Annotated in this window: 6 protein-coding genes; 4 read left to right on the top strand and 2 right to left on the bottom strand. The window is 44.9% G+C overall.

The features are described 5' to 3' along the window. The 4 genes from DP117_RS23015 to DP117_RS23000 form a co-directional block, all read left to right on the top strand. On the top strand, positions 1-2,036 hold a 2,036-nt coding region (locus DP117_RS23015; protein WP_211176295.1), incomplete at its 5' end, for an S-layer family protein. A gap of 184 nt (positions 2,037-2,220) precedes the next feature. After that, a complete protein-coding gene (locus tag DP117_RS23010; RefSeq protein WP_169220565.1) occupies positions 2,221-4,962 on the top strand; it encodes a filamentous hemagglutinin N-terminal domain-containing protein in 2,742 nt (913 codons plus the stop codon). 168 nt (positions 4,963-5,130) lie between these two features. Then, on the top strand, positions 5,131-8,115 hold the full coding sequence (locus DP117_RS23005; RefSeq protein ID WP_169220564.1) for a filamentous hemagglutinin N-terminal domain-containing protein: 2,985 nt from the start codon (positions 5,131-5,133) through the stop codon (positions 8,113-8,115). Positions 8,116-8,283: 168 nt separating this feature from the next. After that, the gene (locus DP117_RS23000; protein ID WP_169220563.1) at positions 8,284-10,713 is read left to right on the top strand and encodes a filamentous hemagglutinin N-terminal domain-containing protein; all 2,430 of its coding nucleotides are present in this window, start codon (positions 8,284-8,286) and stop codon (positions 10,711-10,713) included. 35 nt (positions 10,714-10,748) lie between these two features. Here DP117_RS23000 and DP117_RS22995 read toward each other — a convergent pair whose 3' ends face one another. Both DP117_RS22995 and DP117_RS22990 read right to left on the bottom strand, forming a co-directional pair. Then, positions 10,749-11,633 carry a DUF4351 domain-containing protein gene (locus tag DP117_RS22995; protein ID WP_169220562.1) on the bottom strand — a complete coding sequence of 295 codons (885 nt, stop codon included), beginning with the start codon at positions 11,631-11,633 and terminating at the stop codon, positions 10,749-10,751. Between the two features lie 71 nt (positions 11,634-11,704). Next, positions 11,705-14,299 carry a CHAT domain-containing protein gene (locus DP117_RS22990; RefSeq protein ID WP_248277780.1) on the bottom strand — a complete coding sequence of 865 codons (2,595 nt, stop codon included), beginning with the start codon at positions 14,297-14,299 and terminating at the stop codon, positions 11,705-11,707. Between the last annotated feature and the right edge of the window lie 25 nt (positions 14,300-14,324).

Genomic DNA, 14,324 nt, shown 5'->3' with positions numbered 1-14,324 from the left:
CCCGCAAGGGGAGTGTAGGTAGTTCACATTTGCAAAGAAGTTTCCTAACAGCTGGAATACAGTCAGTTGGTACTCAGGGGGGAGATATCGTACTAAATGCCAAAGAAAAGATAACAATTGCAAATAGCCAGATTTCCAACGATCTGGGTAGTTTAGTTTCTCAACCCGTCGGCAATACTGGCGGCATCTATATCAAGGCTGGGTCTGTCAATATAATAAATGACTCTACCCTCAGTGCTGACACCTATGGAAAAGGAAACACCACAGGGATATTTGTGCAGGCTAATAGTTCTGTCGATATTCTAGATGAAAGTTTACTCTCCAGTAGTGTAAACAGTACAGCGGCGGGCAATACTGGCGGTATCCATATCAAGGCTGGATCGCTGAATCTAATAAATGGCTCTACTCTCAATGCTAACAGCTTTGGACAGGGGGAGACTACAGGGATATTTGTGCAGGCGAATGGTGCTGTATTAGTCAACGATAGTACCATCTCCACCGAAGCAAGAGCAACAGGCACTGGGAATGGTAGTGACATCAACATCCAAGCAGGAACAATCTCCTTAACTGATAACGCTGCACTAGATAGCATTACCTATAGAGAAGGGACTGCTGGTAAGGTAATGATTGATGCTGGAAATAGTATCTCTGTTGATAAGAGCCTAATTTCCAGTCAGACTGCTGGACCAGGCAATGCGGGCATTATCGATATCAAGACTAGAGATTTATCCTTAACCAAGGGTGGTGTTATATCATCCACAACGACTGGGCAAGGAATGGCGGGCAATATTCAAATCAAAGCTTCTGACATCATTATTTCTGGAGTTAACCCAGAAGAAGGATTCTCAAGTGGGTTGATTACTAGCAGTCAGAAACCAGGTAATGGTCGAGGCGGTGAGATCAATATCACTACTAATAGATTACAGGTATTAGATGGAGGAATTTTAAACGCCAGAACTAGGAGCGCTAGTAATGGAGGCGATATCACTGTTAACACCAACACTCTTGAGCTTACTGGTGGCGGACAACTTCTCACTAGTGCCTTCAGCAGTGGGAATGCAGGTAACATCACAATCAATGCGACTGACAGGGTGAGTATGTCTGGTAGTGACCCTACCTTCGCTGCTCGACGTGAACAATTTGGTGAGGCGACAGTTGATAATGACGGTAGCAACAGTGGCTTGTTTGCTCGCGTTCGAGGCAACCAAGTTGCTAATGCTGGCAAAATTGAAGTCAACGCTGGCTCTATCCATCTTGACAAGCAGGGAACGATTACAACTGAGACCACACTGGGTGAAGGTGGAGATATCACTCTCAGGGTCAGAGACATTTTACTACTCCGTAAAAACAGCAGCATAACTGCTACTGCAGGCACACAACGGGCTGGTGGAAACGGCGGTAACATCACCATCAATGCTCCCAATGGCTTCATCGTCGCCGTCCCTAATGAAAACAGTGACATCACCGCTAATGCATTTGAGGGCAGTGGTGGCAGAGTCACCATTAACGCGACTGATATTTATGGAATCGCACCACTCAGTCGGCAAGAAATTGAGAGATTGCGTCCTGATGATTTAGACCCCAGTAAATTACAAACGAACGACATCACTGCCATTTCGCAAACAAACCCTTCTTTTAGTGGCACTGTGGAAGTTAACACACCCGATGTAGACCTCAGCCGTGGCTTAATCAACTTACCAACACTACCAGTTGACACCCAACTCGCCTCTGGCTGCAACTCCCCCAACTACGCGCAAAGCAGTTTCATCATCACCGGGCGCGGCGGCTTACCCCCCAACCCCAAAGACATTCTCACACCTGACGCTGTGCAAGTAGATTGGGTAACTCTCAACCCAAACATTGACAAGGGCAAGAGTTCATCTGTTTCTACAAATCCAACAAACCCCACGCCAGAACCCATAGTTGAAGCAACTGGGTGGGTGTTCAACGCCAAAGGCGAAGTCGTTTTCACTGCTTCGGCACCTACCACCACGCCTCGCAGTTCTTGGAATAAGTCAGCTGGATGTCGTACTTAGATTTTAATTAATGAAATTTTGTAAAGAAATGGCGGGTTTTGCATATAAAACTCGTGCGTCTGAAACCGAGAAGAAGGCAGAGGCTACTTTGAGTACCACTAAATGTGGTTTACTTTGTAGTAGTGCCGCATAACCATATAACCATTGTTATGCAACGCCAAACGCTTTCGGGGGAGGGGGTGCAATGTCCAGCTTTGGGAGTATTCGTTGGAGCACTTTGTTAGGGATTGCGATCGCTAGTGCATACGTTTTGGATGCAAATTGTGCTAATGCTCAAATCACTCCCGATGGCACTCTACCTAATAACTCCAGCATCACACAAGAAGGTAATACCAGCATTATCACTGGAGGAACCCAAGCCGGAAGCAACTTATTCCACAGCTTCAAGGAATTCTCCGTTCAAACTGGCGGCACGGCTTTGTTTAATAATGCTGTGGATATTCAGAATATCATCAGTCGGGTAACAGGTGGCTCAGTTTCTAATATTAATGGGTTAATTAAAGCTAACGGCACAGCGAATCTGTTTCTGATTAATCCCAATGGAATTATTTTTGGTCCCAATGCCAGTTTAAATATTGGAGGTTCGTTTATTGGTAGTACTGCCAGCAGTATAAATTTTGCCGATGGTACTAAATTCAGTGCGACTCCATCACAAGATTTACCTCTATTGACGATAACCGCACCTCTTGGACTCGGTTTGGGTACAAATCCAGGGGAAATTAAGGTAACTGGACCTGGGCATGACATTGATTTTGAGGCTATCAAAAAACAACCTCGTTCCCAAGTTAACAGTAGTGTTCTAGGATTGGGGGTGGAAGGGAAAACCTTAGCACTAGTCGGAGGTAAAGTGTCACTTGAGGGTGGTATTCTCAAGTCATCATCAGGACGTGTTGAAATCGGTAGTGTTGCAAGCAATGGAACTGTGAGTCTCGTCCCGGTACAAGAAGGTTGGAAGCTAGATTATTCTGGCACCCCCAATTTTGGAGACATCCAGTTTTCTGATAAAGCATTCTTGGATACCACAGGAGTTGGCGGTGGTTCGATTGCAGTTGCTGGTAAAAATATCAGTCTGGCTGGAGAGGCGCTTCTACTGAGTGAGACGCATGGTGACAGAAATGGGCAAGAAATCAGTATTGTTGGGGACGAGATATCTGTTATTAACTCCGAAATCAACACTGCCACCTTTGGTTCAGGGAATGCTGGACAAGTTAAGCTTGTTGCTAACAAATCTATCCTGCTTCAGGATAACGGTGGTGCAGGTGCAAACACATACGGATTGGGAAAAGCTGGAGAAATTACTGTCAAAGCGGATTCTATTGAAGTCAGAAATAAGAGTGGGCTAGGCAGCAGTACCTATAGTGCAGGGGATGCCGGGCGGATAGAAGTTAAAGCTAATTCTCTACTAATTGAAAATTCTGCTGGTTTTGGTGCTGCTTCTAATGAAAACAGTAAAGGCAACGCCGGAGAAATGAACATTGCAGTAGGTGACTTTGTATTCCGCAATTCTGTTGGCTTGACAGTTGAAACCAAAGGTGCAGGTAATGCTGGAAAAATCAACGTTACGGCAAATTCTCTGCGGATGGAAGACAATTCAAACTTCACGAGTTCTTCAGAGGGCACAGGTAACGCTGGAAAAATCAACGTTACAGCAAATTCTTTGCTGATTTCAGACAACAAGGCGGGGTTTGAGAGTGCTGCGAAGAAAGGTAGCACAGGTCAAGCTGGAGAAATCAATCTTAATGTTGCAGGATCTGTGGTGTTCCAGAACTCCGCAGGTATAGATACTAGTACTGCGGGCACAGGTAACGCTGGAAAAATCAACATTACAGCAAATTCTTTGCTGATTTCAGACAATTCGGGGTTCAGTAGTGCTACGAAGGAAGGTAGCACAGGTCAAGCTGGAGAAATTACTATAAATGTTGCAGGATCTGTGGTGTTTCAGAACTCTGCAGGTATAGATAGCAATACTTATGAACAGGCAGATCAGGGTAATGCTGGACAAATTACTGTCAATGCCGAATCTTTAGAAATCAGTAACAATAGTGGAATTGGAGCGAAAACCACAGGCGGTGGCAATGCAGGAAAGCTGTATGTGCGAGTAAAAACCCTGTTTCTTGACAATGATGGAAGACTCCGGCTTGAAAGTACCGGTACTGGCAATGCTGGTACTTTGGAGATTGTGGCAGATACCATTAAGCTGGATAATCAGAGTTTAATTGATGCAAAGACTGACTCTGGCAATGGTGGTAATCTCACACTAAATGTTCGTAACTTACTGCTACTGCGTCGCGGTAGTGAAATATCGACCACTGCAGGCACTGAAGGGGCTGGTGGAAACGGTGGTAACATCATCATCAATGCTCCCAATGGCTTCATTGTTGCCATCCCAAAGGAAAATAGCGACATCACCGCAAATGCTTACACAGGTTCTGGCGGAAGAGTAGACATTAATGCCTTTGGCATCTATGGCATTCAACCCCGCGAGAATGAGACTTCCCTAAGTGACATCACTGCCAGTTCAGAATTTGGTATAGATGGTACTATAGAACTCAATACACCCGAAATCGACCCAGATAGCGGTTTGGTTAACTTACCAACAGTACCAGTTGACACCGAAGTTGCCCAAGGTTGCAACTCTCCCAACTACGCGAAAAGCAGTTTCATTTACACCGGGCGCGGCGGCTTACCACCTAACCCCAAAGATATTCTCACACCTGACGCTGTTCAAGTAGATTGGGTAACTCTCAACCCAAATATTGATAACAGCAAGAATCCATCTGTTTCCACACCAACAAACCCCACGCCAGAACCGATAGTTGAAGCGACTGGGTGGAGGTTCAACGCCAAAGGTGAAGTCGTTTTCACAGCGGATGCACCCACCACACCTCGTAGTTCTTGGAACAAGTCAGCTGAGTGTCGTACTTAGATTTTCATTGAATGAAGTTTTGTAAAGAAATGACGGGTTTTGCATAAAACTCGTACCTCAGAAACCGAGAAGAAGGTAGAGGTTACTTGAGTACTACTAAATGTGGTTTACTTTGTACTAGTGCAGCATAACCTGAGTTGTGCAACACCAAACGCTTGAGGGAATGCAATGTCCGGAATGATTACTCGTTGGGGTTGGTTGTTAGGTATTGCCATAGGTGGTGCGTACACTTTCTTTGCAAATTGTGTTCACGCCCAAATCACTCCAGATGGCACTCTACCTAATAATTCCAACGTCCAAACAGAAGGTTACACCAGCGTGATTACTGGAGGAACTCAAGCGGGAAGCAACTTGTTTCACAGCTTTAAGGAGTTTTCTGTTCAAACTGGCGGCACGGCTTTGTTTAACAATGCTGTTGATATTCAGAATATCATCAGTCGGGTAACGGGCGGGTCAGTTTCTAATATTAATGGGTTAATTAAAGCTAACGGGACAGCAAACCTGTTTTTGATTAATCCGAACGGGATTATTTTTGGTCAGAATGCCAGATTAAATATTGGAGGTTCATTTATTGGTAGTACTGCCAGCAGTATACATTTTGCTGATGGTACTAAATTCAGTGCCACTCCATCACAAGATTTACCTCTGTTGACGATCACCGCACCGATTGGACTGGGTATGGGCACAAATCCAGGAGAAATTAAGGTACAAGGACCTGGACATGATATTAATATTCAGGATATCAAACAACAACCTCGTGATCCTGTTAACAGTAGCGTTCCAGGATTGGAGCTTGAGTCTGGAAAGACTTTAGCACTAGTGGGAGGTAAAGTGTCTATTGAAGGTGGTGTTCTCAAGTCACCAGCAGGACGTGTTGAAATCGGTAGTGTTGCAAGCAATCGAGTTGTGAGTCTCGTCCCGATACAAGAAGGTTGGAAGCTGGATTACTCTAACACCCTCAATTTTGGAGATATCCAGTTTTTTGGAAGAGCATTCTTGGATACTACAGGAGTTGGCGGTGGTTCGATAGCAGTTGCTGGTAAAAATATCAGTCTAGCTGGAGAGTCGATTCTACTGGCTGATACGCTTGGTGAGAGAAATGGACAACAAATCAGCATTGTTGGGGACGAGATATCTGTGATTTCGTCTGACATCAACAGTAGCACCTTCAGTTCGGGAAATGCCGGACAAGTTAAGCTTGTTGCCAACAAATCTATCCTGCTTGAGAATTCCGGTGGCGCGGGTACACACACATACGGATTGGGAAAAGCTGGAGAAATTACCCTCAAAGCAGATTCTATTGAAGTCAGAAAAAATTATAGTGGGCTAGGCAGCCGTACCTTTAATGCAGGTAATGCCGGTCGGATAACAGTTAAAGCTAATTCTCTAGTGATTGATAATGCTGGTTTTGGTACTTCTTCTGATGGTAAAGGTGACGCCGGAGAAATCAACATTGCAGTAGGCGACTTTGTCATCCGCAATTCTTCTGGCTTAAGCGTTGACGCCAACAGCACAGGTAATGGTGGAAAAATCCATATTACAGCAAATTCTTTATTGATTGAAGATGCCTCGGCGTTTACTAGTGCTACGAAGCAAGGTAGTACAGGTCAAGCTGGAGAAATTAGCGTTAATATCGCAGGACCTTTGGTGGTACGAAATCGCGCAAGTATGAATAGCAAGACTTCGGGTACAGGTAACGCTGGAAAAATCAGCATTACGGCGAATTCTTTACTCATTGAAGATGGTTCGGTGTTGAATATTGCTACGGAGCAGGGTAGCACAGGTCAAGCCGGAGAAATCAATCTTAATATCGCAGGACCTGTGGTGTTCCGGAACTCTGCAGGTATGAATAGCAAGACTTCGGGCACAGGTAACGCTGGAAAAATCAGCATTACGGCAAATTCTGTGTTGATTTCAGACAATTCAGGCTTCACTAGCAGCACGGAGAACGCAGGTCAAGCCGGAGAAATCAATCTTAATGTCGCAGGACCTGTAGTGTTCCGGAACTCTGCAGGTATGAATAGCAGTACTTCGGGCACGGGTAACGCTGGAAAAATCAGCATTACGGCAAATTCTTTGCTGATTTCAAACAGTTCCGGGTTCAGTAGTGCTACACAGAATACAGGTCAAGCTGGAGAAATCAATCTTAATGTCGCAGGAACTTTGGTGTTCCAGAACGATGCAGGTATGGATAGCAACACTTCGGGCATGGGTGACGCTGGACAAATTACTGTCAGTGCTGAATCTTTGGAAATCAGTAACGTTAGTGAAATTGGTACGAAAACTACAGGTAGTGGCAATGCAGGAAACCTCTATGTGCGAGTAAAAACCCTAGTTCTTAACAATGATGGGAAATTGGAAGTTGAAAGTACTGGTAGTGGAAATGCTGGTGCTTTGGAGATTGTGGCAGATACCATTAAACTGGATAATAACAGTCTGATTGATGCAACTACTGCCTCTGGCAATGGTGGTAATCTCACACTAGATGTTGCTAACTTACTGCTACTGCGTCGCGATAGTCAAATATCCACCACCGCAGGCACTGAAGGGGCTGGTGGAAACGGTGGCAATATAACCATCAATGCTCCCAATGGCTTCATTGTTGCCGTCCCAAAGGAAAATAGCGATATCACCGCAAATGCTTACACAGGTTCTGGCGGCAGAGTAGACATTAATGCCTTTGGTATCTATGGCATTCAACCCCGCGAAAATCGGACTTCCCTAAGTGACATTACTGCCAGTTCAGAATTTGGCGTGGATGGTACTATAGAAATCAACACACCCGAAATCGATCTAGATAGTGGTTTAATCAACTTACCATCAGTACCAGTTGACACCCAACTCGCCCAAGGTTGCAACTCTCCCAAGTACGCGCAAAGCAGTTTCATCATCACTGGGCGCGGCGGTTTACCACCTAACCCCAAAGATATTCTCACACCTGACGCCATTCAAGTCGATTGGGTGAGTCTCAACCCAAATATTGATAACAGCAAGAATCCATCTGTTTCCACACCAACAAATCCCGCGCCAGAACCGATAGTTGAAGCAACTGGGTGGGTGTTCAACGCCAAAGGTGAAGTCGTTTTCACAGCTGATGCACCGAGTACCACGCCTCGTAGTTCTTGGAACAAGTCAGCTGAGTGTCGTACTTAGATTTTCATTGAATGAAGTTTTGTAAAGAAATGACGGGTTTTGCATAAAACTCGTACCTCAGAAACCGAGAAGAAGGCAGATGTTACTTTGAGCACCACTAAATGTGGTTTACTTTATACTGGTGCAGCATAATCGTTGTGCGGGAACTGAAACGCTTGAGGAGATGCAATGTCCGGCTTTGGGAGTATTCGTTGGGGCGCTTTGTTAGGAATTACGCTAGGTGGTGCGTACGCTTTGTCTGCAAATTGTGCTCTTGCCCAAATCACTCCAGACGGCACTTTGCCTAATAATTCCAACGTCCAAACAGAGGGTAACACTAGCACTATTACTGGAGGAACACAAGCTGGTGCTAACTTGTTTCATAGCTTTAAGGAGTTCTCTGTTCGTGCTGGTGACACTGCTTTCTTTAATAATGCAGTGGATATTCAAAATATCATCAGCAGAGTAACGGGTAGCTCAATATCTAACATTAATGGGTTAATCAAAGCAAATGGCACTGCAAACTTGTTTCTGATAAATCCAAACGGGATTATATTTGGTCAAAATGCGCGGTTGGATATTAATGGTTCATTTGTGGCGACTACAGCCAATGCTCTAGCTTTTGGCAATCAAGGTTTTTTCAGTGCAACGAATCCGAATACACCTGAATTGTTGACAATCAATCCTTCTGCGTTTCTATTTAACCAAATTCGTGCCGCATCTATCCAAAATAACTCAATAGCGGACTCTGGCTTAAATCCATCTTCTGCGTTTACAGCAAGGGGTTTGCGCGTACCAGATAGCAAGAGTTTGCTGTTGGTAGGTGGTGATATCAATATAGATGGTGGAGGATTGTTTGCTTTTGGTGGGCGAGTCGAGTTAGGTGGGTTACGAAGTGCGGGAACAGTTGGGTTGAATGGGGATGGTAATAATCTGAACTTGAGTTTTCCCGATAGTGTAGAAAGAAGCGATGTTTTCCTTAGCAATGGCGCGAGAGTACAAGTTATCGCTGGCAATGGTGGTAGTATTGCGGTTAATGCCCGGAATTTAGCGATGACATCCGAGAGTCACCTGTTAGCAGGCATAGGACTGGGTTCTAATAATAGTAAGGCGGGAAATATTGAAGTTAATGCAACTGGAGCAATTAATCTTGACAATGGGAGTTCCATTGCTAATCAGGTGCGACCAAAAGCAAATGGACAGGGAGGCGATGTCAATATCAGTGCTAGCACGTTACAAGTTGAGAGTGAGGCACAGGTGGGTACTGGTACATTTGGTGCGGGCAACGGGGGAAATTTGACTGTCAAAGCTGACAGTGTGCAAGCTATTGGTCGCTCGGCCGATGGTCGGGTTGCCAGCGGCTTGTTTACTCAAGCTGACCGAGGCTCAACTGGGGATGCGGGAGATCTGAGGATTAATACCCGTGAGTTGTTGGTTCGGGATGAGGCACAAATTAGTGCTGGCACTTCTGGTGCGGGCAAGGGGGGAATTTTGACTGTCAAAGCTGACAGCGTGCAAGTGATTGGTCGCTCCGATGGTCAGTATGGCAGCAGTTTGGTTACTCAAGCTGACCGAGGCACAACAGGGGCGGCGGGAGACCTGACGATTAACACTGGTGAGTTGCTAATTCAAAATGGACAGGTCAGTGCTGCCACATTTGGTGGTGGCAAGGGCGGGAATTTGACGGTCATAGCAGACAAAGTGCTACTGATTGGTACCTCCACCGGTGGTCAGTTTTCCACTGGTTTGGTTGCTGGTACTCAAGGGACAGGAAAAGCAGGAAACTTGACTATTACTACACAGCAGTTGCTTATTTCTGATGGAGCACTAATTACAGTCAGCAGTCTTGGAGAAGGTGTGGCGGGTGACCTTGGTATCACTGCCAATTCTGTGCGACTTGACAACGGTGAGATTACAGCACAGACTCGCTCTGGCAATGGTGGCAACCTCAAGTTGAACGTTGCGAACTTATTGCTGTTGCGTCGTGGCAGTAAAATTTCCACCACCGCAGGCACTGACCAGAAGGGTGGAGACGGTGGCAACATCACAATCAACACCCCGTCGGGCTTCATCGTCGCCGTCCCCAATGAAAATAGCGACATAACCGCCAATGCTTACACTGGCATTGGCGGAAGAGTAGACATTAATGCCTTTGGCATCTATGGCATTCAACCCCGCGAGAATGAGACTTCCCTAAGTGACATCACTGCCAGTTCAGAATTTGGTATAGATGGTACTATAGAACTCAATACACCCGAAATCGACCCAGATAGCGGTTTGGTTAACTTACCAACAGTACCAGTTGACACCGAAGTTGCCCAAGGTTGCAACTCTCCCAACTACGCGAAAAGCAGTTTCATTTACACCGGGCGCGGCGGCTTACCACCTAACCCCAAAGATATTCTCACACCTGACGCTGTTCAAGTAGATTGGGTGAGTCTCAACCCAAATATTGATAACAGCAAGAGTCCATCTGTTTCCACACTCACAAATCCCGCGCCAGAACCGATAGTTGAAGCGACTGGGTGGGTGTTCAACGCCAAAGGCGAAGTCGTTTTCACAGCTGATGCACACAACACCACACCTCGCAGTTCTTGGCAAACACCCACTGGCTGCTGAAGAGCGAAATCAAATCCTTGATATTATGGGTTCTTTTATCCTTCTTGTCGCGTTAACCAAACTTCTAAATCAGTTAAGGCTGAAAAATCTAACAACGCCTCTCCTAACGCCTCCAATTGCTCAATGGATAATTCTCGAACTCGCTCAATTAATGATGAATCAATCTCACCAAAACGGCGATTTAGTTGACGTATGATTAGACGTTGTTCTCCTTCCTGTATTGCTTGTTCTCTGTCTTGCTGATAAAGTGGTGCTAATCTCATAACTAATTCCCTATCATCTTCTTCTGGATTTTGAGCTACTAATAGGTTTTTCTGCAAGTTGTACAACAATTCTAACGCTGCTTTCCGGAATGGGTGAAATGCTTGTAGCGCAACGAATTCATCAATTGCCTGGTTTTGTACCGTCCCTCGACCAAGAACTCTCAACCACAGTGTTTCTGGAGTTCTTGGTAACTGGTGAATGGCAACTATGGCTGTTCGCAAATACTCTGCCAGAAAGTGTACTCCAGACACCCAATCTACTCGTTGTGTTGCGCCAAATCCAGATAACAATGTTGTGGATGCTGTGGGTGTGAGAATCCATAATTTTGGGATGGCTGATTCTGCAATGGATGTTTTGTTTCTATTGGCTTCTCGTTGTAATTCACCCCTGACTTCTAATAGTTTCAGAAGACAATCACAAATTTCGTCTTTGGATGCAGCATTGCGAAACGGTTCAAAGATAGCAGGTGTAGCCGCAAATCTCCCCAACAATCCCAGTGTTTCTAAATTAGAATTCTGTTGTGATGAAGGAGCAAAAAAGACATCAATTTCTCTTACTTCTCCCGCCACGCGCTTGGGTGCTTGTACTTCCCCATAAGGTTTTAGCAATTCTTCAAGATAGTCTTTGGAAAATTGGTCATAAATAAATCGAGTCATTCAATTTGATTGATTGGAAAAAAATTAAGTAATGAATATTATTTTAATTCCTTCAATTACAAATTGTTCTATCATAACCAATTCCCCAACAGCACATAAGGTGCCCAGTAATAAGGACTATTCTCCTTTTTAAAAACCGCAAGTTGAGCACGCTGGAGTGCTTCAGCTTTACTCGCCCCATTCTTCAACTGTCGGTAAAACTCGCTCATCAAATCTGCGGTAGACTGGTCATCTACAGACCATAAAGAAGCCAAAGTACTGCGTGCGCCCGCCCGCACAGCAACTCCCGCTAATCCCAACGCTGCACGTTTGTCTCCTAACGCCGTTTTACAAGCACTCAGAACAAGTAATTCAATGTTACTAGACCTACTAGATTCACTCACTCGCAGTAAACTATCAAATTCCTTTACCTTAAGTAGTTTATCCCAAGCGAGAATAAACGTTTTTTCTGGATCGGAACTGAACTCACCATGAGTCGCTAAATGAACTACCGAGAAAGGAACTGATTGTAATTCCTTTTGCAAGTTGTTTTCAGTAAACTTCTGATTCAACAGTTCTTCACTCCTGGGTACCTCAGACTTGATTTCTTCTAATTCCCGTGGCACATTTTGCAATGCAGGAAACCCAAAGCGTTTTTCGCCCACTCCAGCAGTTAAAGCATTTAACGGTACCTTTTGCAATGGTTTCGGATCAAAAAGTTGCAAACCAGGCGTGAGAGCTAAAGCATATTTTTCTATCAGATATTTCTGCTGCTGTTTATCGTAAAGAACCCCCATCGGAATATTCTGCAATTCACTATCCAGTACAAACACTAAAGTTTTAATTTCATTCTTAGTAAATTCTGCTTCCATTGGTCGAATTAACCAATCATAAATTTCCTGAGACTGCTGCTGAACCTGAAAAGTTTGTTCGACTTGCAGTAAGTCTTTTCGCAGCGAAGCAACAGTGCTTTCTACTTTCTCCTGACGTATAGCCGTTGTATATTTACGAAGTTCTTTTTGCCCAGGTAACGTCAGAATAACTTCAATGCGGTCTGGTAAAATAATAGGATATATGATAGCTGCTTTTTTGTCCTGCCCAAGCGCAGTGTCAATTGTTACCCTAGGTTCCACGCAGGGTGAGCGGAAGAAGTTGTTCAGTTCCGCCTGCTGAAGTGATTCAATCACATTCCGGGCTTGCGTAAGATTGTATTGCGTAGTTTCAGAGTTACCCTGGCTTTGCAACTGCAAATCCACCAACCCCCGATAGACAGGTTCCACACTTTCCCGGAAAGAAAACTGAATTTCCGGATTCATGGCGACTAAATCCCCACGCAGAGACTCAAGGGTTTTGAATGCTGAATCGTATGCTGCAGTCGCTGCTTTTATATCTCCCTTGGCTTTGAGTAAACGTCCCAACTGCCATTGCCACTGATAAGCAATGTCCTCAGGTTCAAGAGTTTGAGCTATAAATAGGGCTTGCTTGGTCAGGTTTTGTGCCTCAGACAATTGCCCTGTTTTTTCGTACAACCCGCCAAGAGTCCCAAGTGCATAAGATTCTGCTCGCAGGTCTTTTAAGTTTCGTGCCTGCCCAACAGCACCGGACAACATCTGAGCAATATCCAGCCATGAAGGATTATCTGTATTCGTTTTCTGTCTTAATTGTGTTATGCTTTGAGCATAGTTAATCTGGGCATATACTGTCGTTCGGCTGGCGGGCAACTTGCTCATTTGAGGTTGAATTTGCGACGCCAAAGCCAAAGCCGCAGAAAATTGCTGATTTTCCAGAAGTAAACTAAGTTGATTGAGTTGTGCTTGGATGCGCGTGGTGGGTTGTGCGACAAGGGCAGTTTGTTGGTAGTATTTTAATGCAGCTTGAGTTTGTTTCTCAGCTTGAGTTGTATTTCCCAGAGTGAGTTGAGTGTTCCCCTGAGCTAGAGCCGTGTTACCTAGACTAAGCAAAGTCTCACCAATCGCTGTTGATGATTGCACGCGCTGCGCCACTGCTAAACTTTGCTCTAAGACTTCTCTAGATTTATTTAAATCACCGACGACTCGCAGGATATTGCCGAGACTACGCAATCCTGTCGCTTTCAGTGGAGAGTCTGGAAGCTTTATGAGAGATTGCTGAACCGAAGTTAAAGTCTTGCTCGCCTGACGGTAAAGTCCTAAAGCTTGCATTGCTTGAGCTGTATTAATGCGGTTACGGGTTAATGTCGCTTCATCACCTATTTGCTTGTAAATCTTTGCGGCTTCTTGCCATGTGGAAAGTGCAGCAGTAGTTTGTCCTCTTGCCAATTGTAACCGCCCTTGTACATCTAGAGCTTGGGCGAAAATTGCAAAACGCTGTTTTGAGTTGTCATCATTTTTTAAGAGATTTAGACTTTGGGTAATTGCACTTTCAGCTTGAGTCCACTGTCCCAGTTGCTGATACACCAGGGAAAGATTACTCAAAGTCATCGCTTGGTTAAGTTTATCACCACTAGCTTTAAAGGCAGTTGCTGCTTGTTGCAAAACTTTAACTGCTTCAGAAAATCTTCCAGCATCATACAGTGCTTTACCCTGTTGCACAGAGTTTTCGCTTTGAGCCGTCTGACTTGGTTGAATATGAGTAGTATAATTAACAGCAATAACGGCTGTCACCAATGGTGAAAGTACTGTGCAGAAAAACGCAGTCAGCAGTGCCAAGACAGCTTGGGTCAGGAACTTTCTA

The sequence above is a fragment of the Brasilonema sp. UFV-L1 genome (assembly GCF_012912105.1).
Lineage (GTDB): Bacteria > Cyanobacteriota > Cyanobacteriia > Cyanobacteriales > Nostocaceae > Brasilonema.
Note: the sequence above shows the minus strand (reverse complement) of the source record. Positions and strands in the feature narration are given on the sequence as shown.

What these genes read in the sequence shown, in the direction of transcription:
- DP117_RS23000 (WP_169220563.1), top strand. Translation starts at nt 8,284, where the DNA reads ATGTCCGGCTTTGGGAGTATTCGTTGGGGCGCTTTGTTAGGAATTACG.
- DP117_RS23010 (WP_169220565.1), top strand. Translation starts at nt 2,221, where the DNA reads ATGTCCAGCTTTGGGAGTATTCGTTGGAGCACTTTGTTAGGGATTGCG.
- DP117_RS23005 (WP_169220564.1), top strand. Translation starts at nt 5,131, where the DNA reads ATGTCCGGAATGATTACTCGTTGGGGTTGGTTGTTAGGTATTGCCATA.
- DP117_RS22995 (WP_169220562.1), bottom strand. Translation starts at nt 11,633, where the DNA reads ATGACTCGATTTATTTATGACCAATTTTCCAAAGACTATCTTGAAGAA.